The sequence below is a fragment of the Gemmatimonadota bacterium genome, assembly GCA_016704275.1.
GTDB lineage: Bacteria > Gemmatimonadota > Gemmatimonadetes > Gemmatimonadales > GWC2-71-9 > Palsa-1233.
The window spans coordinates 168,973-192,693 of the sequence record JADJAK010000002.1; the positions used below are offsets into that span (position 1 = coordinate 168,973).

At 69.4% G+C, this 23,721-nt stretch carries 19 protein-coding genes, 1 tRNA gene and 1 pseudogene; 13 read left to right on the top strand and 8 right to left on the bottom strand.

Annotated elements, in window-relative coordinates:
- Positions 1-13: 13 nt before the first annotated feature.
- Positions 14-394: an SCP2 sterol-binding domain-containing protein gene (locus tag IPG05_04490; GenBank protein ID MBK6494351.1), complete on the bottom strand. Its 381-nt coding sequence runs from the start codon at positions 392-394 to the stop codon at positions 14-16.
- 37 nt (positions 395-431) lie between these two features.
- Positions 432-2,357, bottom strand: coding sequence for an acyl-CoA dehydrogenase family protein (locus tag IPG05_04495; GenBank protein MBK6494352.1), 1,926 nt, complete (start codon positions 2,355-2,357; stop codon positions 432-434).
- 38 nt (positions 2,358-2,395) lie between these two features.
- Between IPG05_04495 and IPG05_04500 the strand changes: the two genes are divergently transcribed.
- The 6 genes and pseudogenes from IPG05_04500 to IPG05_04525 all read left to right on the top strand — a co-directional run bounded on the left by IPG05_04500 (position 2,396) and on the right by IPG05_04525 (position 9,546).
- A complete protein-coding gene (locus IPG05_04500; GenBank protein ID MBK6494353.1) occupies positions 2,396-3,643 on the top strand; it encodes an aminoacetone oxidase family FAD-binding enzyme in 1,248 nt (415 codons plus the stop codon).
- 128 nt (positions 3,644-3,771) lie between these two features.
- Positions 3,772-6,439: pseudogene (locus tag IPG05_04505) on the top strand (peptidase).
- A 39-nt stretch (positions 6,440-6,478) separates the two neighbouring features.
- The gene (locus IPG05_04510; GenBank protein ID MBK6494354.1) at positions 6,479-7,201 is read left to right on the top strand and encodes a metal-dependent hydrolase; all 723 of its coding nucleotides are present in this window, start codon (positions 6,479-6,481) and stop codon (positions 7,199-7,201) included.
- A gap of 9 nt (positions 7,202-7,210) precedes the next feature.
- The gene (rocF, locus tag IPG05_04515; protein MBK6494355.1) at positions 7,211-8,116 is read left to right on the top strand and encodes an arginase; all 906 of its coding nucleotides are present in this window, start codon (positions 7,211-7,213) and stop codon (positions 8,114-8,116) included.
- 9 nt (positions 8,117-8,125) lie between these two features.
- The gene (locus tag IPG05_04520) at positions 8,126-8,851 is read left to right on the top strand and encodes an SIMPL domain-containing protein (GenBank protein MBK6494356.1); all 726 of its coding nucleotides are present in this window, start codon (positions 8,126-8,128) and stop codon (positions 8,849-8,851) included.
- Positions 8,852-8,952: 101 nt separating this feature from the next.
- On the top strand, positions 8,953-9,546 hold the full coding sequence (locus IPG05_04525; protein MBK6494357.1) for a C40 family peptidase: 594 nt from the start codon (positions 8,953-8,955) through the stop codon (positions 9,544-9,546).
- Here the strand turns inward: IPG05_04525 and IPG05_04530 are convergent.
- On the bottom strand, positions 9,543-10,859 hold the full coding sequence (locus IPG05_04530) for an APC family permease (GenBank protein ID MBK6494358.1): 1,317 nt from the start codon (positions 10,857-10,859) through the stop codon (positions 9,543-9,545). The genes IPG05_04525 and IPG05_04530 overlap by 4 nt on opposite strands.
- Before the next feature lie 119 nt (positions 10,860-10,978).
- Between IPG05_04530 and IPG05_04535 the strand changes: the two genes are divergently transcribed.
- The 6 genes from IPG05_04535 (at position 10,979) to IPG05_04560 (ending at position 18,413) form a co-directional block, all read left to right on the top strand.
- Positions 10,979-12,349 carry a Gfo/Idh/MocA family oxidoreductase gene (locus IPG05_04535; GenBank protein MBK6494359.1) on the top strand — a complete coding sequence of 457 codons (1,371 nt, stop codon included), beginning with the start codon at positions 10,979-10,981 and terminating at the stop codon, positions 12,347-12,349.
- Positions 12,346-14,121: a Na+:solute symporter gene (locus IPG05_04540; protein MBK6494360.1), complete on the top strand. Its 1,776-nt coding sequence runs from the start codon at positions 12,346-12,348 to the stop codon at positions 14,119-14,121. The genes IPG05_04535 and IPG05_04540 overlap by 4 nt, the downstream gene beginning before the upstream one ends.
- Complete coding sequence (locus IPG05_04545; protein ID MBK6494361.1) at positions 14,118-14,942, top strand: NTP transferase domain-containing protein; 825 nt, start codon at positions 14,118-14,120, stop codon at positions 14,940-14,942. The genes IPG05_04540 and IPG05_04545 overlap by 4 nt, the downstream gene beginning before the upstream one ends.
- Positions 14,943-15,101: 159 nt before the next feature.
- Complete coding sequence (locus tag IPG05_04550) at positions 15,102-15,959, top strand: hypothetical protein (protein ID MBK6494362.1); 858 nt, start codon at positions 15,102-15,104, stop codon at positions 15,957-15,959.
- Positions 15,956-16,279, top strand: a complete 324-nt coding sequence (locus IPG05_04555; GenBank protein ID MBK6494363.1) for a hypothetical protein — start codon at positions 15,956-15,958, stop codon at positions 16,277-16,279. Before IPG05_04550 ends, IPG05_04555 begins: the two co-directional genes overlap by 4 nt.
- 1,627 nt (positions 16,280-17,906) lie before the next feature.
- Positions 17,907-18,413: a sel1 repeat family protein gene (locus IPG05_04560; GenBank protein MBK6494364.1), complete on the top strand. Its 507-nt coding sequence runs from the start codon at positions 17,907-17,909 to the stop codon at positions 18,411-18,413.
- Positions 18,414-18,475: 62 nt separating this feature from the next.
- Here the strand turns inward: IPG05_04560 and IPG05_04565 are convergent.
- Positions 18,476-18,549 (bottom strand) — tRNA-Pro (locus tag IPG05_04565).
- Here IPG05_04565 and IPG05_04570 point away from each other — a divergent pair.
- A complete protein-coding gene (locus tag IPG05_04570) occupies positions 18,522-19,004 on the top strand; it encodes a dienelactone hydrolase family protein (GenBank protein MBK6494365.1) in 483 nt (160 codons plus the stop codon). The genes IPG05_04565 and IPG05_04570 overlap by 28 nt on opposite strands.
- A 25-nt stretch (positions 19,005-19,029) precedes the next feature.
- On the opposite strand, the gene IPG05_04575 is transcribed toward IPG05_04570, so the two are convergent.
- The 4 genes from IPG05_04575 to IPG05_04590 all read right to left on the bottom strand — a co-directional run bounded on the left by IPG05_04575 (position 19,030) and on the right by IPG05_04590 (position 23,702).
- Positions 19,030-21,045, bottom strand: a complete 2,016-nt coding sequence (locus IPG05_04575) for a glycosyltransferase (GenBank protein MBK6494366.1) — start codon at positions 21,043-21,045, stop codon at positions 19,030-19,032.
- 63 nt (positions 21,046-21,108) lie between these two features.
- Complete coding sequence (locus tag IPG05_04580; GenBank protein MBK6494367.1) at positions 21,109-22,254, bottom strand: glycosyltransferase family 1 protein; 1,146 nt, start codon at positions 22,252-22,254, stop codon at positions 21,109-21,111.
- A 75-nt stretch (positions 22,255-22,329) separates the two neighbouring features.
- The gene (locus tag IPG05_04585; GenBank protein ID MBK6494368.1) at positions 22,330-22,848 is read right to left on the bottom strand and encodes a phosphatase PAP2 family protein; all 519 of its coding nucleotides are present in this window, start codon (positions 22,846-22,848) and stop codon (positions 22,330-22,332) included.
- A complete protein-coding gene (locus tag IPG05_04590; GenBank protein MBK6494369.1) occupies positions 22,845-23,702 on the bottom strand; it encodes an alkaline phosphatase family protein in 858 nt (285 codons plus the stop codon). The genes IPG05_04585 and IPG05_04590 overlap by 4 nt, the downstream gene beginning before the upstream one ends.
- Between the last annotated feature and the right edge of the window lie 19 nt (positions 23,703-23,721).

Below are 23,721 nucleotides of genomic sequence, written 5' to 3' on the forward strand. Positions count from 1 at the left end.
GGGGTGAACGGATCTAGTCGGCGGCCGCAGCGAGAAGCTCGGCCGCCGCTTTCGCATGCGGAATCAGGGCGAAGAGGTCGCCCTTCTCGAGGTGGAGGCGACCGGTCATCGCAGCCATTGTCGGGGTCGTGCGACCGGCAATGAGCGCGAGCCAGGTCGTGGTGGTCGCGGCGAGCACGAAATCGGCGGGATCCCGATCAGCCACATCCGCGGTTCTCGCCTCAGTGCAGCGCCCATCATCGACGCGGACGAGGGTGTGCGACGGTGGTTCCACATCCGAGGCGACGAGCACCAGCGTCCCGACCCATCCCGCGGCGGCCTCGGCGAACACCGCCGAGCCGTTGAGGTGCGCCTGCCAGCGTGCAATTCCCCCTGGCGTGAACAAGGATGGCATCGCAGCGGACTCGCCGTTCGCTGTTCGCCGTCCGCCATCATGCGTCCCGCGTGGGCAGCGCGTCAAACGCGATCGGCGCCGCCAGCACCTGGTCGGGAATCGCGAATGCCTGGGTGATCTGCTCGGCGATCGGTCGCATCTCCTGGATGCAGTTGTTCACCAGGTAGCGGATCGCCTTCGCCTTCGGCGTCTCGACCACGCCGTTCATCAGGAACCAGCCGATGTCGCGCTCGACCGCCGACGCCCAGAAGGTGTCGCGGACGAGCATGAGCAACGGACGAAGGGAGGTTTGCGCCCGCTCGATCTCTTCCTGCACGGCGTCGAAGGCGACGCGTTCGACATGCGCGGTGGCGAGGTGCATCAGGTGGTCCTGCACATCCTGCATCGCCCCGAGGGGGTCCTTCTTCATCCCGGCGCGCAACCGGCGCGCGGCGGCATCAAGCAGCCGTTCCTCGCGGTAGCGGAGCAAGTCGGCCTGCTGCACCGGGTCGCGGAGGTGGTCCTCGTCGTCACGGCGCGCCGTCACCGGGTTCATCGCCTTGAGTGCTGCCCGGGCCCGCCGCGTGAGCAACCGGATCACCCCCATCTCGGCGAACTCCTGCTTGTACCCCGTCAGCAGTCCCTTCGCGAGCAGCTGCATCAGGACGGTGTTGTCGCCCTCGAACGTCGTCCAGACATCGATGTCGCCGCGCAGCACCGCGAGGCGATTCACCTGCAGGTAGCCCTGCCCGCCGCAGCATTCGCGCGCGTCGGTGACGGCCTGTTGGGCCAGCCACGCGGTGTAGGCCTTGAGGCCCGCCGCCAGTCCCTCGACCTCGCGACTCTCGCCTTCGTGCCCGCCGCCATCCTGCAAGGCGGCGAAGCGATCGACGAGGCGGGAGAGCGCGATGTCGAGCACGAGCGACGACGCCAGCGCCGGGAGGAGTCGCCGCTGATGCGTGCGGTAATCGAGCAGCTTGGTGACGTTGCCGCCCTCGGGGCCGAACTGGGTCCGCCGATTGCCGTAGCGAATCGCGATGGTGAGCGCGCTCTTCGCCGCAGAGAGTGCCGACAGGCCGATGGTGATCCGGCCGCCGACGAGCGTGCCGATCATCGTGAAGAAGCGCCGCGCCGGGCTCTCGATCGGCGAACTGTACGTCCCGTCGGCGGCCACGTGTCCGAAACGATCGAGGAGGTGCAGGCGGGGGATGCGCACCTGGTCGAACCAGAGCCGGCCATTGTCGACGCCGTTCAACCCTTCCTTGATGCCGGTGTCGCCGATGCGCACGCCCGGCGCGGCGGCCCCCGAGGCCTCGCGAATCGGCACCAGGAAGGCGTGCACGCCGTGGCGCGTGCCGCCGACGATCAGCTGCGCAAAGACCGTCGCCATCGCGCCGTGGCACGCCACGTTGCCGAGCCATTCCTTGTGCGCGCCGCCGTGCGGCGTGTGGATGACGAAGCTCTCGGTCGCGGCGTCGTACGTGGCGGTGGTCTCGAGGTCGCGCACATTCGAGCCGCTGCCGAGCTCACTCATCGCAAACGCGCCGAGGAGTTCACCGCTGGAGATGCTCGGGAGGAAGGTGCGGTGGTGCCACTCGGTGCCGAGGAGGATCACGCTGCCCTGGAAGAGCCCGAACTGCACGCCGTACTTGATGGTCAGCGAGAGGTCGTGGAAGGCCAGCGTCTCGAAGGAGGCGAGGAAGTCCCGTGGCCGGCCGGCACCGCCGTACTGGGGTGCCACCGCCAACGCACCCAGGCCATCCTTCGCCAGTTCGCGCAGCCAACCGAGAACGACCTCGCGGTACTCATGGTGCGAGAGCCCATAGACGTAGGCAAAGCGCGGATCGGTGAGCCGCTGGCGAACGTAGTCCCGAACCCCGACCTCGGGGCCGTCGAGCAGCGCCTTGAGCGCCGCGACATCGACCAGGGGCGATGGTCGGACAGGTGACGGGGCGGGGCGCCGGGGGAGGGCTGGCTGGGTCATGGGAGAAAAATAGCCCCGCAGGTGGCTAGGTTTCGCGAGTGTCCACTTCACCTCCGCTCGTCGCCGTCCTCGGCGCCGGCGCCGCCGGGCTCCTCGCCGCCATCCATGCGGCCAAGGGCGGCGCGCGCGTCGTCCTGCTTGAGCGTACCCCGGACGGGGGACGCAAGATCCTGATTTCCGGGGGCGGGCGCTGCAACGTGCTGCCGTCGCATCTCGACACCACCCGCTATGTCACGGCCTCCTCCCCCAACTCGCTCCGGATGATCCTGCGCGGGTGGCCGCTCGAGGACCAGCGACTGTTCTTTGAGGAGGAGGTCGGCTTGCCGCTCCGGCTCGAAGAGGAGACCGGCAAGCTCTTCCCGGTGGCGAACAGCGCGCGCGCAGTGCGCGACGGGTTGGTGCGGACCGCGAAGGCCCACGGCGTGGACTGGCAGTCAGGCGTCGAAGTCACTGCGCTCGATCCGCTCACGCCCGGGTGGGGCATCTCCCTCGCGGGTGGCCGGACGATCCGCGCCGACGCCGTGATCGTGGCGACCGGTGGCCTCTCCGTCCCGAAGACGGGCTCGGACGGCTTCGCCTACGGCGTGCCCTCGGCGCGCCTCGGCCACACCATCCATCCGACCTACCCCGCCCTCACCCCGCTGACACTCGACCCGCCGATCTTTGCGGACCTCGCCGGCGTCTCGCTCCCGGTGACCATCGAGGCGAAGAACGCGACGGAACGCCGCGAGGCGAGTGGCGGGTTCCTCTTCACCCATCGCGGCTACAGCGGGCCGGCCGTCCTCGACATCTCGCACGTCGCCGTCCGCGGTCGCCTCGCCGACGAGCCACCGGCGACGATCACGGTGCAGTGGACCGCCTACGATGCCGCGACGTGGGAAGCGTTCCTCGCCCCGGCCGTGCACCAGGTGGGGACGGTGATCCGCCGGGAGCTGCCCACGCGCCTCGCCGACCGCCTGCTCGCCGACGTCGGCATCGACCCGGCCCGGAAGCTCTCGCAGCTCCCGCGCAATGGGCGCAAGGCGCTGGTGGCCGCCCTGACCCGCTACCCGCTCCCCTGGAGCGGCGACGAGGGCTACAAGAAGGCCGAGGTCACCGGCGGCGGCGTGGCTCTGGGCGAGGTCCAACCGGCCACCATGGAGAGCCGTATCCATCCCGGACTCTTCCTCGCCGGCGAACTGCTGGATGCGTTCGGGCCGATTGGGGGTTACAACTTTGTCTGGGCGTGGGTCACCGGCCGCCTTGCGGGGTTGGGCGCGGTGGCATCGATGATCGATGATCGATGATCGATGGTTGATGATGGATGATCGGTGATCCGAGTCCCACGCCGCCCATCCGAGTCTCGTAGTTCACCAGCACGGATCGATCATCGATGATCGATCATCGATCATCCCTTTCTCTTCTCGAGCCACGCATGCGCCTCCCACTCCGTCTCCTGCTTCTGCTCGCGCTTCCGTTCTCGCTCCCGGCCCAGGCCCGTCTGACGACGCCGGAGCAGGCGCTCGGCTTCAAGATCGGCGCCGACTACCAGTTGGCGACCTACACCCAGTTGCAACGGTGGTGGGAGAAGCTGGCGGTGGAATCGCCGCGGATGGAGCTCGACACGATCGGCACGACGGCCGAAGGGCGACCGCAGCTGATGGCGATCCTCTCGTCGCCGGCCAATCTCGGGAAGCTGGAGGAGTACCGGAAGAACAACGCACTGCTGGCCGCAGGCCGGGTCGACGAGGCCACCGCGCGGCGCCTGGCGGCCAACGGCAAGTCGGTCATCTGGATTGACGGTGGACTCCACGCGACCGAAGTGCTCGGCGCGCAACAGCTGCTCGAGATGGTCTGGCAGTTCGTCTCGCAGGATGATGCCGAGACGACGCGGATCCTCGACGACGTGATCATCCTGGTGGCCCATGCCAATCCGGATGGGATGGAACTCGTCTCGTCATGGTACATGCGCAAGCCGGACACGCTGCAGCGCAACATGGGCGATCTGCCGCGGCTGTACCAGAAGTACGTCGGCCACGACAACAACCGCGACTTCTATCGCAACGCGCAGGCGGAGTCGCGCAACATCAGCCGGACGCTCTATCGGACGTGGTTCCCGCAGGTCATCTACAACCATCACCAGACCGGCCCCGCAGGCTCGGTGATGTTCGCGCCGCCGTTCCGCGATCCGTTCAACTACGTCTTCGACCCGATGATCCCGACCGGGCTCGATTTTGTGGCGATGGGAATGCAGCGTCGCTTCGCCTCCGAAGGGAAGCCGGGCGTGGTCTCGAGGGAAGCCTCGTCGTATTCCACCTGGTGGAACGGCGGGCTCCGCACGGCAGGCTACTTCCACAACATGATCGGCATCCTGACCGAGACGATCGGCTCGCCGACCCCGACCACGATTCCGCTCGTGCTCGCGCGGCAACTGCCGAGCGGCAGCGGCCAGTTCCCGATCGCGCCACAGGTGTGGCGCTTCCGGCAATCGATCGACTACTCGATGACGGCCAATCGGGCGATCCTCGACTACGCCTCCCGCTATCGCGAGGAATTGCTGTTCGACTTCTGGCAGATGGGGCGCAACTCGATCGCGCGCGGCCAGACCGACACCTGGACCACCACGCCCGGTGCCGATCGACGCCGCCCGCGCTGCGGGGACGTCGACCCAGGCGCAGGCCGCCGCGCTCCGCAACCCGGCCCGGCGTGACCCGCGAGCCTATGTGCTCCCGGCCAACCAGGCGGAGATCGGCAACGCGCTCGACTTCCTGCAGGCGCTCTCCACGTCGGGCATCGAAGTGCAGAAGGCGACCGCGGACTTCAGCATCGGGGGTACGCGGTACCCGAAGGGCTCGTTCGTCGTCCGTACCGACCAGGCGTTCCGGCCGCATGTGCTCGACATGTTCGAGCCGCAGTGGCACCCGACCGACCTGCAGTACCCCGGCGGCCCGCCAAAGCGGCCGTACGACAACGCCGGCTACACGCTGGCGTACCAGATGGGCGTCAGCTTTGACCGGATTCTCGATCCGTTCCAGGCCCCGCTCGCCCCGATCACCAGCGAGGACATCCGCCCCGACGCGGCCGCCTTCGACACCAAGGCCAAGGCGTGGCGCATCCCCGCCGGCGCCACCGACGGTTTCGTCGCGGTGAACCGCCTGCTCAAGGCGAAGCAGAAGGTCGAGCGCCTCCCGAACGGCGACTTCCTCGTCCCCGCCTCCTCCGCGGCGGCCAAGGTACTGGGCGAGATGGCGCGCGATCGCGCGCTCCCGACCACGGCGACGACGCTGGCGCAGCGCGGCACGGCGGTGACCCCGCTCCGCATCGGGCTGTGGGATCGGTATGGCGGCTCGATGGAGTCGGGATGGACGCGGTGGATCCTCGAACAGTACGAGATGCCGTTCACGGTGGTCTACGCGCCGACGCTTGACGCCGGCAATCTCCGCCAACAGTTCGACGTGCTGCTCTTCGTCAACGGGGCAATCCCCGGCACCGGTGGCGGACGTGGTGCCGGCGGTGGCGGTGGTGGTGGCGGCGGCCGTGTGCTCGATCCGATGACGCTGCCCGCCGAATTCCGCGATCAGCTCGGCAACGTCTCGGCGGCGACCACGGTGCCGCAGATCAAGAGCTTCCTCGAGCAGGGCGGACGCGTCGTCGCCATCGGCTCGTCGGCGACCAACCTCGCCGCGGCGCTGACGCTGCCGGTCGAGAGCCAGATCACCGAGAAGCAGGCCAACGGGACCACGCGCCCGATCTCGAGCGACAAGTTCTACATCCCCGGCTCGGTCCTGGTCACCAGCGTCGACACCACGGTCGCCGTGGCCCGCGGCGCGCGCCCGGCCACCGACGTCTTCTTCGACAACTCGCCGGTTTGGCGCCTCCTCCCCGATGCCGCCGCCAAGGGCGTCACGCCGATCGCCCGCTACACCGCCGAGAAGCCGTTGCGCTCCGGCTGGGCCATCGGCCAGGAGTACCTCAAGGACGGGGTCGCCATGGCACAAGCGACCGTGGGTCAGGGTACCCTCTACCTGTACGGTCCCGAAGTGCTGTTCCGGGCACAGCCGGCGGGGACGTATCGGTTCGTCTTCAACACGTTTTATCGATGATCGATGATCGATCATCGATGATCGATCACGGAGTTTGACATGACGGTGCCACTCGGAGTTTCCCTCACCTGGCTCGGCCACTCGGCCTTCCACCTCGACATCTGGGGTGGCCCGTCGCTGCTGTTCGATCCGTGGCTGAGCAATCCCCGCGCGCCGGCGAATGCCGCCGAGCTCGCGGCGACGGCCCACGTGATCTGCGTGACCCACGGGCACGCCGATCACATCGGCGAGACGGTGGCGCTGGCAAAGCAGACCGGCGCCACGATCCTCTGCAGCGTCGAGCTGGGGATGGAGCTGGTCGCCGAGGGGGCGCCGGAGGGGCAGGTGGTGGCTTTCAATATTGGCGGGTCGCACACGACGCACGGCGTGACGGCAACGCTGGTGCAGGCGTTCCATTCTTCCTCCCTCGCGACGGCCGACGGCCGCCCGCGGGAGATCGGCACCCCGTGTGGTTTCGTGCTCGAGTGTGCCCGCGACCTGGTGATCTACAACACCGGCGACACCGGGGTCTTCGGCGACATGGCGCTGATCGGCGAGATGTACAATCCCGACATCCTGATGCTGCCGATCGGTGACTTCTACACGATGGGGCCGCGGCAGGCGGCCAAGGCGTGCGAACTGGTCCGCCCGAAGTGGATCGTTCCCCAGCACTACGGGACGTTTCCGGGCTTGCCGGGGACGCCCGCCGAGCTCAAGCGGCTGCTCTCCCCCAGCCTCCGGAACCGCCTCCTCACCCCCGCGCCGGGCGAGACGATCCGGTAGCTTACGGGCATGGCTTCCCTCGCCCTGCTCGGTGTGCCCCTCGACCTCGGCGCCTCACGGCGCGGAGTCGAGATGGGCCCCTCCGCCGTCCGCCTCGCCCAGCTTGCCCAGCGCCTCGAACGCCTCGGCCACGACGTCGTCGACACCGGCGACGTCCCGATCCCCACGCGCGAGACGCTCGGCGTGGGGCGCGGCATCGAGTTCCTCCCGACCATCACCGGCATCTGCACCGACATCGCCGCCCGCACCGCGGACATTGTGCGGGGTGGACGCATTCCGCTCGTGCTCGGTGGCGACCACTCGCTCGCGGCCGGATCAATCGCCGGTGTGGCGACCGCGCTCGCCGAACGTGGCGATCGCCTCGGGGTGATCTGGCTCGACGCCCACGCCGACCTCAACACCCCCGAGAGCACGCTCAGCGGCAATGTGCACGGCATGCCGGTGGCGCACCTGCTGGGGCACGGCGACCGGGGGATGGCATCGATTGCGTCGCCGGGCCCGGCGGTGCGTCCCGAGCACCTGGTGATCATCGGGGCGCGCGACCTTGATCAGGCCGAGAGGACCCACGCGCGCGAGTACGGCGTGACCATTTACACCATGCGCGACATCGACGAGCGCGGCCTCCGCACCATTCTCGCCGAGGCGATCGCGCAGGTCAGCGCCGGCACGACGGGGCTGCACGTCTCGCTCGATCTCGATTTCGTGGACCCGCGCGACGCGCCCGGTGTGGGCACACCGGTGCGCGGCGGCGTCACCTACCGCGAAGCGCATCTCGCCATGGAGATGCTGTGGGATAGTGGTCGAGTGGTCTCGCTCGACCTGGTCGAGGTGAATCCCGTGCTCGACTCGTACAATCAGACCGCGGAATTGGCGGTCGAGTTGATGGCAAGCGCCTTCGGCCAGCGCATTCTCTAGGAGCAGTCGATGAGTGACCAGCCCAGCACCCGCCCCGCCCTGATCCTCGGCATTTCCATCGTGCTGGCAGCGCTCGTCGCCGCCGGGGCGGTCAGCGGCCTCAAGCGCGCCAACGATGACATCACCGTCACCGGATCGGCCAAGCGGCTGGTGCGCGCCGATCTCGCGGTGTGGCGACTCGACGTCGGCCGTCAGGCAGGGACGCAGGCCGATGCCGCCCGCATCGCCCGCGATGGTGCCGAGCAGACCCGCGCCTTCCTGATGACGCAGGGCTTCCCCGATTCGAGCATCACCGTGCGCGCGCCCTTCACGATGGTGGTCAACGAGTACATCAACGGCAACGAGACCGGCCGCGTCCTGGGGTACCGGGTCACCCAGCAGGTCGAGCTGCGCTCCCCGGACGTCGACAAGGTCGCGGCGCTGGCTGGCGACCTCTCCGGGCTGCTGACGGCGGGAGTGGGAGTGGTCGGGCAGGCGCCGGAGTACCTCTACGCCAAGCTGCCGGACATCCGGGGTCCGTTGCTGGCCGAGGCGACCAAGGACGCCCGCACCCGCGCCGACGAGATCCTGGGGGCGGTGGGGGCCAAGACGGGGCGGCTCAAGGCCGTGCGGGTCGGGGTCTTCCAGGTGACCAAGCGGAATTCCACCGAGGTGAACGACTACGGGATGTACGACACCAGCGATCGGGACAAGGAGGTCACGGGCGTGGTCCGGATCACCTTTGCGGTGAAATAGTCATTTGGTTCAGATCGAAACATGCGCTGGGGTAGCCGAAGTGTGGATCCGACACTAGAATGACCGGTCGCCATTACTCGCTCCTTCGCACTAGAGTCCCCGTGCCCCTGTTGCGCCGCCTCGCACTCCCCGCCCTGCTCGCCGCCGCCATGGCCGCGAGCATTCCGGCGTCGGCGCGTGCGCAGTCCGCGGCCTTCTCGCGCGACGAGAAGCCGTTCACGACCATCTCCAAGATGTTCGCGAAGGACGCACCCTCGGACTCATTGGTGACGCTGGCGAAGGCGCAGATCGGCACCCGCTACAAGCTTGGCGCGAAGGCGCCGGGAAAGGCATTCGATTGCAGCGGGCTGGTGCAGTGGGTGATGGCCGCGTTCAATCTGGATCTGCCGCGCACCTCGCGTGAGCAGGCGAAGGCGGGCATCGAGGTCCCGAAGGATCCGACGCAGCTCCGGCCGGGCGACCTGCTCTACTTCGGGAAGGGGAAGACCGTCAGCCACATCGGCATCTACGTCGGCGACGGCAAGTATGTGCACGCGGCAAATCGTCGGAAGGGCGTCGTGGAAGCTGCCCTGCCCACGGGGACCAGGGCCAAGACCTGGTGGAAGGGTGCCCGCCGCATCTTTGGTGGTGCCGATGACGCCCCGCCGATTACGCTCTTCGATTCCCTGCTCGTCAGCCGCACCAGCGGCAGCTAAGCCGCCCCCGACTCGTCGGCCGGCACCGCCGCCACGAGCCACGTCAGTAGCGCCGCCACCCCCAACGTCACCACGCCGCCCACCGCCTCCATCGGGCGATCGCGCACGACCACCAACAACGACCAGATCGAGAACGCCGCAAAGAAGAGCGGCGTCCACGGATAGCCCCAGACTCGATAGGGGCGCGGCAGCGTCGGCTCCCGCTTGCGCAGCAGAATGACGCCCACCACCGCCAGCACCATGAAGAGATTCAAGGTGAAGGAGGCGTAGGTGAGGATCCCCTCGAACGAATCGGTCAGCACGAAGAGCAGGGCGAGGCCGCCCTGCAACAAGACCGCGCGGCTGGGACTCCCGGTGGCGGTGCGCTGTGCCAGCGGTCGCAAGGGCGGATTGTCCTCCGCCATCGCTTCGATCACGCGCGGGCCGGCGAGCGTCATCGCTGAAATCGTGGAGATCAGGAGCAGGGCGATGACCCCGCTCATCAACCGCCCTCCCGCGTCGCCGAAGATGTGCCCGGCGGCGATCGCCCCGATCTCCACCTGCCCTGCGAGCTCGGTGATCGGCGTGGTGCGCAGGAAGACCCAGTTCAATCCCATGTAGAGCGCCGTGACCAGCAGCGTGCCGAGGACCAGCGCGCGCGGCACGTTGCGTTCCGCGTTCACGACTTCCCCCTGGAAATACGCCGCCGCGTTGAAGCCGGTGTAGGCGTACGAGACGAAGATCAGCGAGATCGCAAAGGCGCCGCTCGTCATCTGCCCCATCGAGGCCGCGCTCGGCGCCACACTCAGCGTGGTGCCCGACGCGGCCAGTCCCATCGCCACGAAGGCGAGGATGAGCAGCACCTTCACGGTGGTGACCACCACCTGCACCTTGCCGCCGACCGCCGGCGCGAGGAGGTGCACACCGGTGGCGGCCACGATGGCGGCGACGGCCAGGGAACCCGCCGGGATCTCGAGCAGCGGACCGGCGTACCGGCCCAGCGCCATCGCGGCGAGCGCGACCGGTGCCGCGAAGCCGACGGCCACTGACACCCATCCGGCGACGGTTCCGACAGCGGGCGCATAGATCCGGCCGAGGAAGCGGTACTCGCCCCCCGAGCCGCGGATGGCCGCCGAAAGCTCGCCGTAACAGAGTGCGCCGGCCACTGCGATGAGACCGCCGATGCCCCAGGCCGCGAGGAGGGCAAAGCCATCCGTGGTGCCCAGCACCTGGAAGCCGAGCGTGGTGAAGACGCCGGTGCCGACGATGTTGGCCACGACGGTGGCGAGGGCGGCGGCGAAGCCGAGCGGAGCGCGCGTATGGGGTGTGGTCATGGGGTGCCCGAAAGATAGGACGACGTCGGGCACCTCGCGCCGGACGTGGCGTCCCGCTAAAATCCGTGCGGCTCCGGGCACCGCGCCGGGGCGTCCCCTCCCAAGCCGAGACTTCACAGATGCCGCACGGACCTGCCGACGCGCCGCTCTCCCGGCGCGACCTGCTCAAGGCTGCTGGCGCCGCCAGCGCTGCGATCGCCGTTTCCAGCACCGAGAGCCACGCGACGCCAACGCCACCACCCCAGACGACGCTGAGTGCGGCGACGATGATGGGCGTGCCGTTCGAGCGGCATGCGAAGGTGCGCGTGGCCATCGTCGGCACCGGCCTTCGCGGCAGCTCGGTCCTCGGCGAACTGCTCGCGGTCGATGGCGTGCAGATCACCGCGCTCTGCGACATCGTCCCGGCGAAGGTGGCACGCGCCGCGAAGCGGGTCACCGACGCCGGCCAGCCCGCCCCCGCGACCTACAGCAGTGGCGACCGTGCCTTCGAGGAGCTGGTGAAGCGCGACGACATCGACATCGTCTACACCGCCACCCCGTGGCCCTGGCACACGCCGGTCTGCCTCGCCGCGATGAAGGCCGGCAAGCACGCCGCCACGGAAGTCCCGGCGGCGACGTCGCTCGCCGAGTGCTGGGAACTGGTGCGCACGTCGGAGCGGACGCGGAAGCACTGCCTGATGATGGAGAACTGCTGCTACGACTTCAACGAGATGCTGGTCGACACGATGGTGAAGAAGGGGCTCTTCGGCGAGATCATGTACGCCGAGGCCGCCTACATTCACGACCTGCGCAGCATCCTCTTCGAGGATCGTGACGAAGGGCTCTGGCGACGGAAGCCGCACACCAACCGCGACGGCAACTTCTACCCGACCCACGGCCTCGGCCCGGTCGCGTGGTATCTCGACATCCACAAGGGCGACCGCTTCGACTATCTCGTCTCGATGTCGACCCCGGAGCGCGGGTTGACGGAGTGGCGCGAAGCGAAGGTGCCGAAGGAGTCGCCGAAGTGGCAGGAGAAGTACGTCGCCGGCGACATCAACTCCTCGTTCATCAAGACGATCCGCGGCAAGACCATCCTGCTGCAGCACAACGTGACCCTCCCCACGCCGTATGACCGGCTCAACTCGGTCCGCGGCACCAAGGGGGTCTTCAAGGACTATCCGGGTCGCATCTTCCTCGAAGGGCAGCCGGGCGGCCACGCGTTCAAGCCCGTCGACACCTACAAGGCGGAGCACACCCACCCGCTCTGGCAGCGCGTCGGCGAAATCGCGCGGCAGAAGGGCGGCCACGGCGGGATGGATTACATCATGGCCTTCCGGATGGTCGAGTGCATGCGCGAGGGGCTGGTGCCGGACTTCGATGTCTATGACGCCGCCGCGTGGAGTGCGCCGTGGCCGCTCTCCGAGGCGTCGCTTGCCAAGGGCAGTGCGCCGATGAAGTTCCCGGACTTCTCCAACGGCGCCTGGCAGCGGCCGCGGACGGGCGCGTGAATCCGACCCTGCTCGACTGGGGGATCGTGCTTGCCTCCATCGTGATCTGCGCGATCCCGCCGATCCTCCTGGCGAAGCGCGCCGGCTCGAGCACCGCGGAGTTCTTCACGTCGGGCCAGTCCGCCCCGTGGTGGCTGATCGGCGTCTCGATGGTGGCCACCACCTTCAGCACCGACACGCCGAACCTCGTCACCAACTTCGTGCGGACCGGCGGCGTCGCCAGCAACTGGCAGTGGTGGGCGTTCCTCCTCACCGGGATGGCGACGGTCTTCTTCTTTGCGCGCCTCTGGCGGCGGAGCGGCGTCCTCACCGACCTCGAGTTCTACGAGCTCCGCTACAGCGGCCGTGCCGCCACGCTCGTGCGTGGCTTCCGGGCGGTCTATCTCGGCCTCTTCTTCAACTGCTTCATCATGGCCTCGGTGAATCTCGCCGCTGCGAAGATCGCCTCGATCGTCCTCGGCTGGCCGATGTGGCAGACGCTGGTGATCTGTGGCGTCCTCAACGTCGCCTTCGCGGCGAGCTCGGGGCTCTGGGGCGTCCTCGTCGTCGACTTCATCCAGTTCGGCATCGCGATGACCGGCGCCTTCTCGGCGATGTACTTCGCGCTCAAGCAGCCCGAGGTCGGCGGCATGGCGGGGCTGGTGGCCAAGTTGCCCGAGTCGACGCTCTCGCTGGTGCCGGACTTCAGCAACTGGCCGTTGACGCTGACATTGTTCGTGATTCCGCTGACGCTGCAGTGGTGGTCGGTCTGGTATCCGGGGGCAGAACCGGGCGGCGGGTCGTACATCGCCCAGCGGATGCTCGCGGCCAAGTCCGAGCGCGACGCCCTCGGCGGCACCCTGCTGTTCAACGTGGCGCACTATGCCTTGCGGTCGTGGCCGTGGATCATCGTGGCCCTCGCCTCGATGCTCGTCTTCCCCACGCTCGAGTCGATCCAGGTCGCCTTCCCGAATGTCGACCCGCGGCTGATCGGGCACGACCTCGCCTATCCGGCGATGCTCAAGTTCCTCCCGCACGGATTCCTCGGCCTGATGATCGCCGGGATGCTGGCCGCATACGTGTCGACCCTGGTGACGCACCTCAACTGGGGCTCGTCCTACCTGGTGCACGACTTCTACCGCCGCTTCGTGAAGACTGACGCCACCGAGGCGCACTACGTCGGCGTGGGCCGCTGGATCACCGCGGCCCTGATGATTGTCGCCGGACTGCTCACGTACGCGCTCGACACGGCGGCCGAGTCGTTCCAGTTGCTGCTGTCGATTGGGGCCGGCACGGGCCTGATCTACCTGCTGCGCTGGTTCTGGTGGCGGATCAACGCCTGGTGCGAGATCACCGCGATGATTTCGTCGTTCGTCGTCGCGCTCGGCTTCTTCATCGCCAACAAGATGGGGATGCAGATTCCGGCGCACATCTCGCTGCTGCTCACCATCGCCGTGACCACGGCAGTCTGGGTCACCACGGCGATCGTCACCGCGCCGACCGACCGGAACGTGCTGCTCGCCTTCTACCGGAAGGTGCGCCCGGCCGGTCCGGGGTGGGAATCGATTCGGGCGGAGACCGGGCTGCCGGCGTCGCCCGATTCGCTGCCGCAGGCCTTTCTGGCATGGATGTTCGGCTGCTTCATGGTCTATGGCGCGCTCTTCGGCACCGGCTCGCTGATCTACGGCCACACCCGAACCGCCGCCTTCTGGATCACCGTCTTCGTGATCAGCGCCGGGGTGCTGCTCCGGATCGTGCCGAAGATGTGGAGTGCGAGTCCGGTGGAGTCATGACCGCCGCGGCCGCGACCGCCGCCGTCATTCTCGCGCGCGGGCTCGGCAGCCGCATGCGCCGCCCCGCCGAAGGGGTGGCGCTCGACCCGCGGCAGGCCGCCGCCGCGGCCGCCGGCCTCAAAGGGATGATCCCCGACGACGCCGGACGGCCGTTTCTCGACCACGTCCTCTCGTCGCTCGCTGATGGCGGCATCACCGATGTTTGTCTCGTTGTCGCTCCGGACCACGCCGCCATCCGCGCGCACTACACGGCACATCCGCCGACCCGGGTGCGACTGGCCTGGGCGATTCAGGCCGAGCCCCGGGGCACGGCGGACGCGGTGCTCGCCGCCGAGTCGTGGGCCGCGGGTCGAGATGTGCTGGTGCTCAACGCCGACAACCTCTATCCGGTCGCCGCGATCGCCGCACTGGTCACACTCGGCGGTCCGGGCCTGATCGCGTTCGACCCCGAGGCGCTGGTGCGCGAGGGCAACATCGAGGCGGCGCGGATCGCGTCGTTCGCGATCCTCACGCTCCGGGAGGACGGCAGCGTCGCGGCCATCATCGAGAAGCCTGACGCCGTGACCCTCGCCGCTGCGGGGCCGACGCCGTGGGTGAGCATGAATCTCTTTCGACTCGACCACTCGCTCTTTGCGGCGTGTCACGACGTGACCCCGTCGCCGCGTGGCGAGCTGGAACTGCCCACCGCAGTGACCCTGGCCATCGGACGCGGGACTCGGCTGCAGGCGGTCACCATGCGGGCCGGCGTCCTCGACCTGTCGCGGCAGGATGACATCGCCGCGGTGGCCGCCGCACTCGCCACCGCGCGGTGTGCGCCGTGATGCACGACTGGCCTCGCCGCATCGAGGCGCTCGGCCTCACGGGCGACGCGGCCGATCATGCGGCGCGCCAGTTCGCCGTCGTCAGCACCGCGTATGCGCGGCGGGTCGGTGATCCGACGCGCGCCCGCGCCTGGTGGATCCCCCGGCCGGATCGAGGTGTTGGGCAAGCATACGGACTACGGTGGTGGGCGGTCATTGCTGGCCGCCGTCGAGCGTGGATTTCACGTCCTTGCCTCCCCGCGTCGGGACGGCATCGTTCGCCTCATCGACGCCTCACGTCACACCACGTTGCGCCTCCCGCTGCGCGCCGATGTCCCGCCGCGGCCGGGCGCCTGGTCCGACTATCCGATCTCGGTGATCCGCCGCCTCGCGCGCGACTTCCCCGGGACTCACACCGGGATGGATGCGGTGCTGATTTCGTCGCTGCCCTCGGCGTCGGGATTGTCGTCGTCGAGCGCCCTGGTGATCGCCACCTTTCTCCCGCTCGCGGCCTTCAATCGGATGGAGCAGCAGCCGGGGTGGCTCGACGCGATCCCCGATCAGGATGCGCTCGCCGGCTACCTCGGCGCGATGGAGAATGGCAAGGTGTTTGGGCCGTTCGCGGCCGATCGCGGCGTGGGCACGCACGGCGGGAGCGAGGACCACACCGCCATCCTCCGCTGCACGCCAGGCGCCCTGGCCCAGTATCGCTTCCTGCCCGTGGCCCCCGAGGCACACGCCGCATTGCCGGCGGGGTGGACCTTCGCCATCGGCGTCTCCGGCGTGCATGCCGCGAAGGGTGGCGCGGTGCAGGAGCATTACAACGGACTCGCACGACAGTTGGCGCTGCTGCTCGCGACCTGGCGTCGGATCAGCGGGACGACACCCGACTCGCTCCTGACCGCCCTCGCGGCAGGTCCTGAGGCGCGGGAGGCGCTCGCGCAGGCGGTGCGCCTGGAGCACCCGGTCGAGGGCGACGCGCTCGTCGCACGACTTGGTCAGTTCGCCGAGGAGTGCGAGACGATCATCCCTCGGTGACGCAGGCGTTGCAGCAGGGCGACCCCGAGGCGATCGGCAGCGTTGTCGACCGCTCGCAGGAGCTCGCCGAAACGGTGTTGGCCAACCAGGTGCCCGAGACCGTGCAACTGGTGCGCAGCGCACGACGCCTCGGGGCTGCCGCCGCCTCTGCCTTCGGCGCGGGCTTTGGCGGCAGTGTCTGGGCGCTGGTGCGGGAGGCGGAATGCGCCGCATTCCTCGCCGGATGGAAGGAGCACTACCTGCTCGCCTTTCCGGACCGTGCCGGGCGAGCGACCTTCTTCGCCCGCGCCCGGGGCCGCCGCCGGGGAACTCCGGACTGACCTCCTCCGACGGTGCCGCCGCACCATCCCTTTGAGCGACTCGGGAACCGCCATATCTTGATGGGTAGCCTCCTCCTCGCCTGAGTCGCCATGAGCCAGCCCACCCGCGCGTGCCCTACCTGCCAGACCCCGCTGCCGGGGATGGCGGCGTATTGCTACGTCTGCGGCACCGAGACGCCCGTCGGGATGATGAAGGAAACCGGCGAGCGTGTGGCGGTGGGCATTTCGGGGGTCGGTCCGACCGAGCTGCGCAAGAAGTTGCGGCGCGCACTCGGCCCCGGGTACGAGCTGCAGGATCGCATCGGCGCGGGCGGCTTCGCCGAAGTATTCCGCGTGCGCGACCTGCGCCTCAAGCGCGATCTCGCCGTCAAGGTGCTGCGCCCTGACCTTGGCCTCTCGCCCGACCTGGTGATGCGCTTCCGCCGCGAGGCCGAGACGATCGCCAACTTGCGTCACCCGCACATCGTGCCGGTCTACGATGTCGGCGAAGCCGAAGGGCTCGCCTACCTCATCATGCCGTTGATTGTCGGCGAGAATCTGCGCACGGTGATGGAGCGCGAAGGCGCGATGCCGGTGAAGGAGGTGCAGCGGATCCTCCGCGAAGCCTGTTCCGGACTGGTTGCCGCCCACGATGCCGGCGTGGTCCACCGCGACATCAAGCCCGAGAATGTGATGCTCGAAGGGCCCGAGAAGCGGGTCCTCCTCATGGACTTCGGCATCGCGAAGGTCGTGGGTGGCGGCGCCGGGGACGATGGCGACCCGAGCGAGGGGCTCACAAGCACCGGCATCATCATCGGCACGCCGCAGTACATGAGCCCCGAGCAGGCGTGCGGCGACAAGTCGATCGACGCGCGCAGCGATCAGTATTCGCTGGCGGTCGTCGGCTACCGGATGCTCAGCGGCACGCTGCCGTTCGACGGCGAGTCGACGCGTGCCGTGCTCTATCAGCAGCTGGTGGGTGAGCCGAAGCCGCTCGGCGAGCGGATGCCCGACCTCCCCGGCCCGATCAACGTCGCGATCCAGCGCGCGATGGCGAAGGAGCCGAACGAGCGCTTCCCGTCGATGCGCGAATTCGCCGCCATGCTCGAGGGCGACAGCAGCCTCACCCTGACGCCGAAGCCGGGTCCGGGGATCACCCCCGGCAAGGCGGCATCGTCGCGGCGCACGTCGATCCTGATGGGCGTGGTCGCCGCGCTCGCGATGGTGGGCTGGTACTTCTCCCAGGGCAGCCCCGCACCAACAAGCAGCGACGAGACACTCGTACCGCCCGCCGCCGTCACGACGGACCCGGCACCGTCGGGGACCGCCCTCGGCGCCGGCGCGACGCCGCCGGCCGCACCGCCGACCGCCACGCCGGCCGGTGGGACCGCTGCCCCGAAGACCCCGCCGGTGACCAAGCCCGGGGCCAAGGGTGTGACCCCCGCCGCGCCGCCGGTCGTGACCGCCGCGCCCGCCCCGACCAAGGCCCCCACCGGCCCGAGCTGCAGCCGAGCCGCCGCCAACGGCGACTGGCTCGGCGCGGCGAACGCCTGCGCCACCGAGGCGGCCGCCGGTTCCGCGGTGGCCCAGCGGATTCTCGGCTCCTGTACGACCGGGGCAGCGGGTGACCGCCGACCCGGCCAAGGCGGTGGAGTGGTACCGGAAGGCGAGTTCGGGTGGCGACCTCGAGGCCAAGATGGCGCTCTCCCGTCTGCTCGAGACCGGGCGCGGGGCGCCGGCCAACCAGGGGGAGTCGATCGCCCTCCTGCGCGAGGCCGCTGCGGGCGGGCTGCTTCGGGCCCAGCAGAATCTTGCCTTCCGCCTCGAAAACGGCGGCGGGATCAAGAAGGACGAGGCCGAGTCGGCGCTCTGGTATCGTCGCGCGGCGGAACAGGGCGACGTGGCCAGTCAGGAGAAGCTCGCAGAGTTCCTCGCCAAGGGCCGTGGGGTGACCAAGAACGAAGCCGAGGCGCTCGACTGGTACAAGAAGGCGGGTGAGAAGGGATCGGCTGAGTCGGCCTGGCAGGCGGCGCAGGCCTACTTCCGGGGCAAGGGGACGCCGAAGGACGAGGCGGCGGGGATGGAATGGCTCCGGAAGGCGGCCGCGCGCAACCACACCGAAGCCACCAAGGAACTCGCCAAGCGCGGCGGCTGAGCCGCCCCCGACCGGCAATGACGAGGCCCCGCCGATCGTGAGATCGGCGGGGCCTCATGACATCGGGACGGCGGGATTTGAACCCGCGACCCCTACCACCCCAAGGTAGTGCGCTACCGGACTGCGCTACGTCCCGGACTCCCCTCGGTTGCCCGTGAGGACACGACACCGGACCCCGAGTCGTTCGAGTGGGGCCAGCAGTCGCTCACGGCCTTCCTGGAGACGCTCCCTGCCCGCTTCGACGGGCTGCCGGGGGGCATCATCCTCGGCGGCTTCTCCCAGGGCGGCACGACGGCGCTGGGACAGCTCCTGCGGCATCCAGGCAGCGTGCGCGGCGTGATGGTCTGCAGTGGCTTCCTGGCCGACCATCCCACGGTCGCGGCGACCCCGCACACCGTGGGGACGACGCCGATCTTCTGGGGCCATGGCACCGCCGACATGGCGATTCCCCACGAGCATGGTGCGGCTGGCCAGCACGCGCTGCGGATGGCCAATGCGCGGCTCACATCGCACTCGTACGAAGGGATGGGGCACACCATCGGGTCAGCCGAGGTCGCGGACATGAAGGCGTGGCTGGCGGCGCTTGGGTAGTTGCGCCGTCGGGCCACGCCCGGCGTCACCGCGGGCGGACAAGGCGACGCAACGCGCCACGCAGTTCCCACGCCACCATCAGGCCCAGGAGGGCCGGCAACAGGGTCGCCCACCAGCGCCACGCCAACAGCACCCCGAGATCGCTGCCGAGATCACCTGCCGCACCCCCGGCAAGGCCGAACTCCACCGCCCCGACCCCGGCCGGGGTCGGGAAGATCAGTTGCCCATAGACCAGCGCGAACGATCCGAGCCAGACCACCTCCGGCGACGGAGGCGACGTCAGCCCCATCGCCAGCACGGGGAGCAGCGCGGTGCGTGCGGCCACGTTGACGGCGGAGAGGGCGACGCTCATGACCAGCGCTCTGCGACGCATGCCCCGCCATGGAATGACATACTCTGCGATGCGGCCCCCTATCGCCGCCGCGATCCTCCGCCGCAGTCCGCTCGCGGCGATGCCCCCGATCACCATCACGGTCCCGAGCAGCACGAGCGTCGATTTCGACGCCGCGACCCGCTCGGCGAGTAACGGCCCCGTGCTGGCGAGCCATTCCGGCGCAGCGACCAACAGGAGGATCGCACCCATGGCGAGCAGGGTGGGCCATGCCGTGACCAGCTCCCAGCCGATGGTCGCGACAATGGCGGGCATCCCCATCCCGGTCGCGGCGAGCCCTGCCACGCGCGCCGGCTCGCCCCAACCCGCATCGGCGACAGCACGGCGCCGGCATCGGCCAGCAGATTGGCGCGGAGCGCCTCGACCGGCCGCAGCGTGTATCCGGCACTCGCGGTGAGGACGCGGAGTCGCCAACTCCGCGCCGCCAGATCGGCGGCGACGAGTGCCGCACAGCCGAGGTGCACCGCCAGCGGAAGGTTCATGCGACCAAGCGACGGTAGACGTCGAGCAGCTGTCCGATGGCGGTGTCCCATCGATGATGCCGGTCGACATGTGCGCGAGCGGCAGCGGCGAGCGGTTCGCGATCACAGTCCGATGGCGGCGAGAATCCCCTCGCCCAGGGCCGCCACGTCGCCGAGCGGCGTGAGCAACCCCGCCCGAGGCACGGACCAGTTCGGCGGCCGCGCCGTGGTCGACGGACACCACCGGTACGCCGGAGGCCAGTGCCTCGCACACCGCAAGGCCGAAGGTCTCGAACGGCGCGGGCGAGACGTAGAGGTCGAGGGCGGCGAGCAGGTCGGCCAACGCGTCGCGATCGGTCAGGTGCGGGCGCATGATCACCCGTTGCCCTCGAGCCAACGCGGCAAGCCGTGCGGCCTGTGGCCCGTCGCCGACGCTGACCAACGTCGCCCCGCTCCGCCGAGCCACGGTGGGCCAGGCACGAAGCAGGACGTCCACCTGCTTTTCCGTGGCGAGTCGGCCCACGAAGCCGACCAGCGGACCCTCGTCGACACCGAGCTGCGCGCGCACCGCCTCCCGGCGTACGCGGCGACCCGGCGTGAACTGCTCCGTGTCGACGCCGAGCGTCACCCGCTCGATGCGCGCGACGCCCCACCGCTCGAGCTCGCGCGCAGAGAAGTCCGAGGCGGCGAGCGTGACATCGGCGAGCCGGCTCAAGCGGCGCACGTAGTCACCAATCGTGCGGGCGACCAGCGCCGGCCCGATGCCACGCCGTTCAAAATCGGGGACGACCAGACGCGGGAGATTGCTGTGGTAGTACCACGCCACCTTGGCCGGGTGGCGTCGCCGCGCGCGCGAAACGAGCCATGGGACCAGGTAGGCCGATCCGACCTCGACCACATCCGGGCGCTCGTGCGCGATGATGCGCGCCACGGTACGCGTCGCCAGCATCAGGCGATACGACGCAAAGGGGATCGCGGGACCACGCAGTTGGTAGGTGCGGTCGCCGGGCTGTTCGCGAATGGCGTCCAGTGCACCCGGGACGACCAACGTGCGGCGCAGTGTCGGCCGCGAGGCGATGTAGCGGCCCTTCGCGTGCAGGTACGTGCGGACGCCGCCGCTGCGATCGCCGAAGTATTCCGAAATGTCGAGGACCGCGAGCGCGGCGTCCGGCCGACCGATGGCCGGCAACGTCCTGGGGAAGCCGAGCGGCGGCGCGATGGTGGGCAGGGGAGCGATGGCGTGGCGCCCGGCTCAGGCCGCGTGATCGAGCCGCGCGAGCGCCAAGGCCCGCTCGTATTCCTGGAGCACGCCGGTGAAGATCGACTTCCAGTCGCGACTGGCGGCCGTGGCCTCGCCGCCCGCGGCGAGTCGTCGCCGCAGGGCGCGGTCATCGAGGAGCCGCCGCAGTCCCTCGGTCAGCGCCGTGGCCGAATCCGGCTCGACCATCCAGGCATTGACGTCATGCTCGGCGAAGTCGGTGACGCCCCCCGCACTGACCGCGAGCGATGCCACGCCGGAGGACATCGCCTCGAGCAGGACATTGCCGAACGTTTCGGTGCTCGACGGAAAGGCGAAGAGGTCAGCCGACGCGTAGCATGCCCCGAGCGGCAGGCCGGTACGCACTCCGGCAATCACCACCCCAGGTGGTGTCGCAGTTCGCAGCTCCGCCTCGAGCGGGCCCGCCCCGACGAGCACGAGTCGCGGATCGTCGGCACGAGGCCCCAGCTGGCGCCACGCCTCGAGCAGCAGGTCGAGGTTCTTCTCCGCCGCGAGTCGACCGACGTAGAGCACCATCGGCTGGTCGGGGGGCGAGGCCGAACTCTGCCCGCACCGCCGCGTCACGATGCGCGGGGGTGGCGCGCGGTCCACCCCGCGGCTCCAGAGCGCCGTGTGGCGAACACCGCGCAGGTGCAGGTGTCGCTCGTAGGGGCGCGACGGGCAGAGCACGCGGGTCGCGTGGCCATAGAACCAGCGCAGATACTGCCACCCCGCCGGCATCAGCCAGTCGAGGTGGTAGCGGGACGAGTAGCGCTCGTAGTCGGTGTGCGCCGAGGCAATCACCGGGAGGTCGAACTCACGCGCGAGTCGGATCCCCGTGGTGCCCATGGCGAACTCTGTCGCCACGTGGACGAGGTCCGGCCGGAACGCGGCGAAGTCCGCGCGGATCGCCGGCCACTCCGGAAAGCCCCAACGGACGTCCGGGTAGAGAAAGAGCCGTCGCGACGGCGTGCGACAGATGTTGGGGTCGTCGACGTGGCCTGGCGCGAGCGGGTAGTCGGGGGCGTAGACCCGCACCACATGCCCTCGCTGCTCCAGGGCCGCCACGAGACGCTGCAGCACGAGGGAGACGCCGCTCACCATCGGCCGGTAGACTTCGGAGAAGATCGCGATGCGCATGCGAAGCAAGCTCTCGGCGGCGCGTCACATCGGCGTGACAAGCACGACACAAGTTGCGCCACACTGCGGCACACCTCACCACAACATGGCGACGCCTGCCACCGTGGCCAGCGCAATGACCTGCCCCATCAGGACGTCGCCAGGATAGTGGACCCCCAGGGCAACACGACTCCAGCCGATCAGCACTGCCGCCGGCACGAGCAGTGGAGCGAGGCCGGGCCAGGCCAGCGCATAGCTCAGCGCGACCGCCAGCGCCGCGGTCGCGTGACCGGAGGGAAAGGAGAAGCGATCGGGGCAGCGAATCAGGGCGGTGGCATCGGGACGTTCCCGATTCACCATCCGCTTGAGCGCCTGCACAAGCAGATGGGAGATCGTCAACGCCAGGGCTGCCCGGATGCTGATGGCACGAGGCCACGGCACGACAAGCAGTGGGATCAGCACACTGGCGATCGTCACGACCGCACCGCCGGCATGCGTGACGACGATCCATCCGCGACGATGCGCGTCGCCGGCGTGCTCGCCGAGCGACCACCGATCCAGCAGCCGGCGATCATGCGTGTCCAGCTGTTGCATCACGCGCAGCGGAATCGTCACGCGGCCACCGCCGTCGCGATGCGCGGCGCCGACGTGAAGGCCTCGCGGAGCGGCCGCCCGCTCCAGCCGCTCGGCGGCGCAATGCCGAAGAGCCAGGGGATGGTGGCACAGACATCGATCGGCGAGCTGCCACCCGGCAACTCGCCGCGTCGCACCTGCCCGCCGGCCATCATGATCGGAATGGTGACGTCGTGCGGGTGCGTGCTGTCGTGATCATCGTGTCGCTGGCCGCCGCCGCCGTGGTCCGCCAGCGCGATCAGCACGGCGCGTGGGTCGTGGAGGACTCCGCTGACGTCGAGCAGCCGCGCCATCGCCGCGTCGAGTCGGCGCGCCGCGGCCCGATAGTGGGGGGACATCCACCCCCACGCGTGGCCCGCCTGATCGGCATCGGGCCAGTGCAGGTACGTCACGCCGCGGGTCGCTGCGCGAAGGGTTGCCACGGCCCGATCGAGGATGCCCTCCGCCTCGTGTCCGCCGAAGATCGTCCGCATGCCGAGCTGCGCCGCGAGCAGCGTCCCGAGCGTGCGCGTTCCCCACGGCAGGGCGCGCATGTGCCCCACCATCGGCACGCCGCCGGTGGCCAACGCGCGTGGCAGGAGCGTCAATCGATGACCGAGCCGAGGACGCAGCGTCGTCTCCCCGACGATCCCGTGCACCGTCGGATCAACCCCCGTGAAGAGCGAGGCGAGTGCCGCCGCGGTCACGCTGGGCTGCACCGTCGTGCCGGAGAGGGTGTGGCTGCCCGACGTGGCCAGCCCGCTCAGGCAGGGGAGCCAATTGGGGGTGATGAGCTCGGGGCGCAACCCGTCGAGCACGACGAGAATCACGCGTTCGATGCCACTGGGAGCGGACACGGCAGGCCTCCTCGGAAAA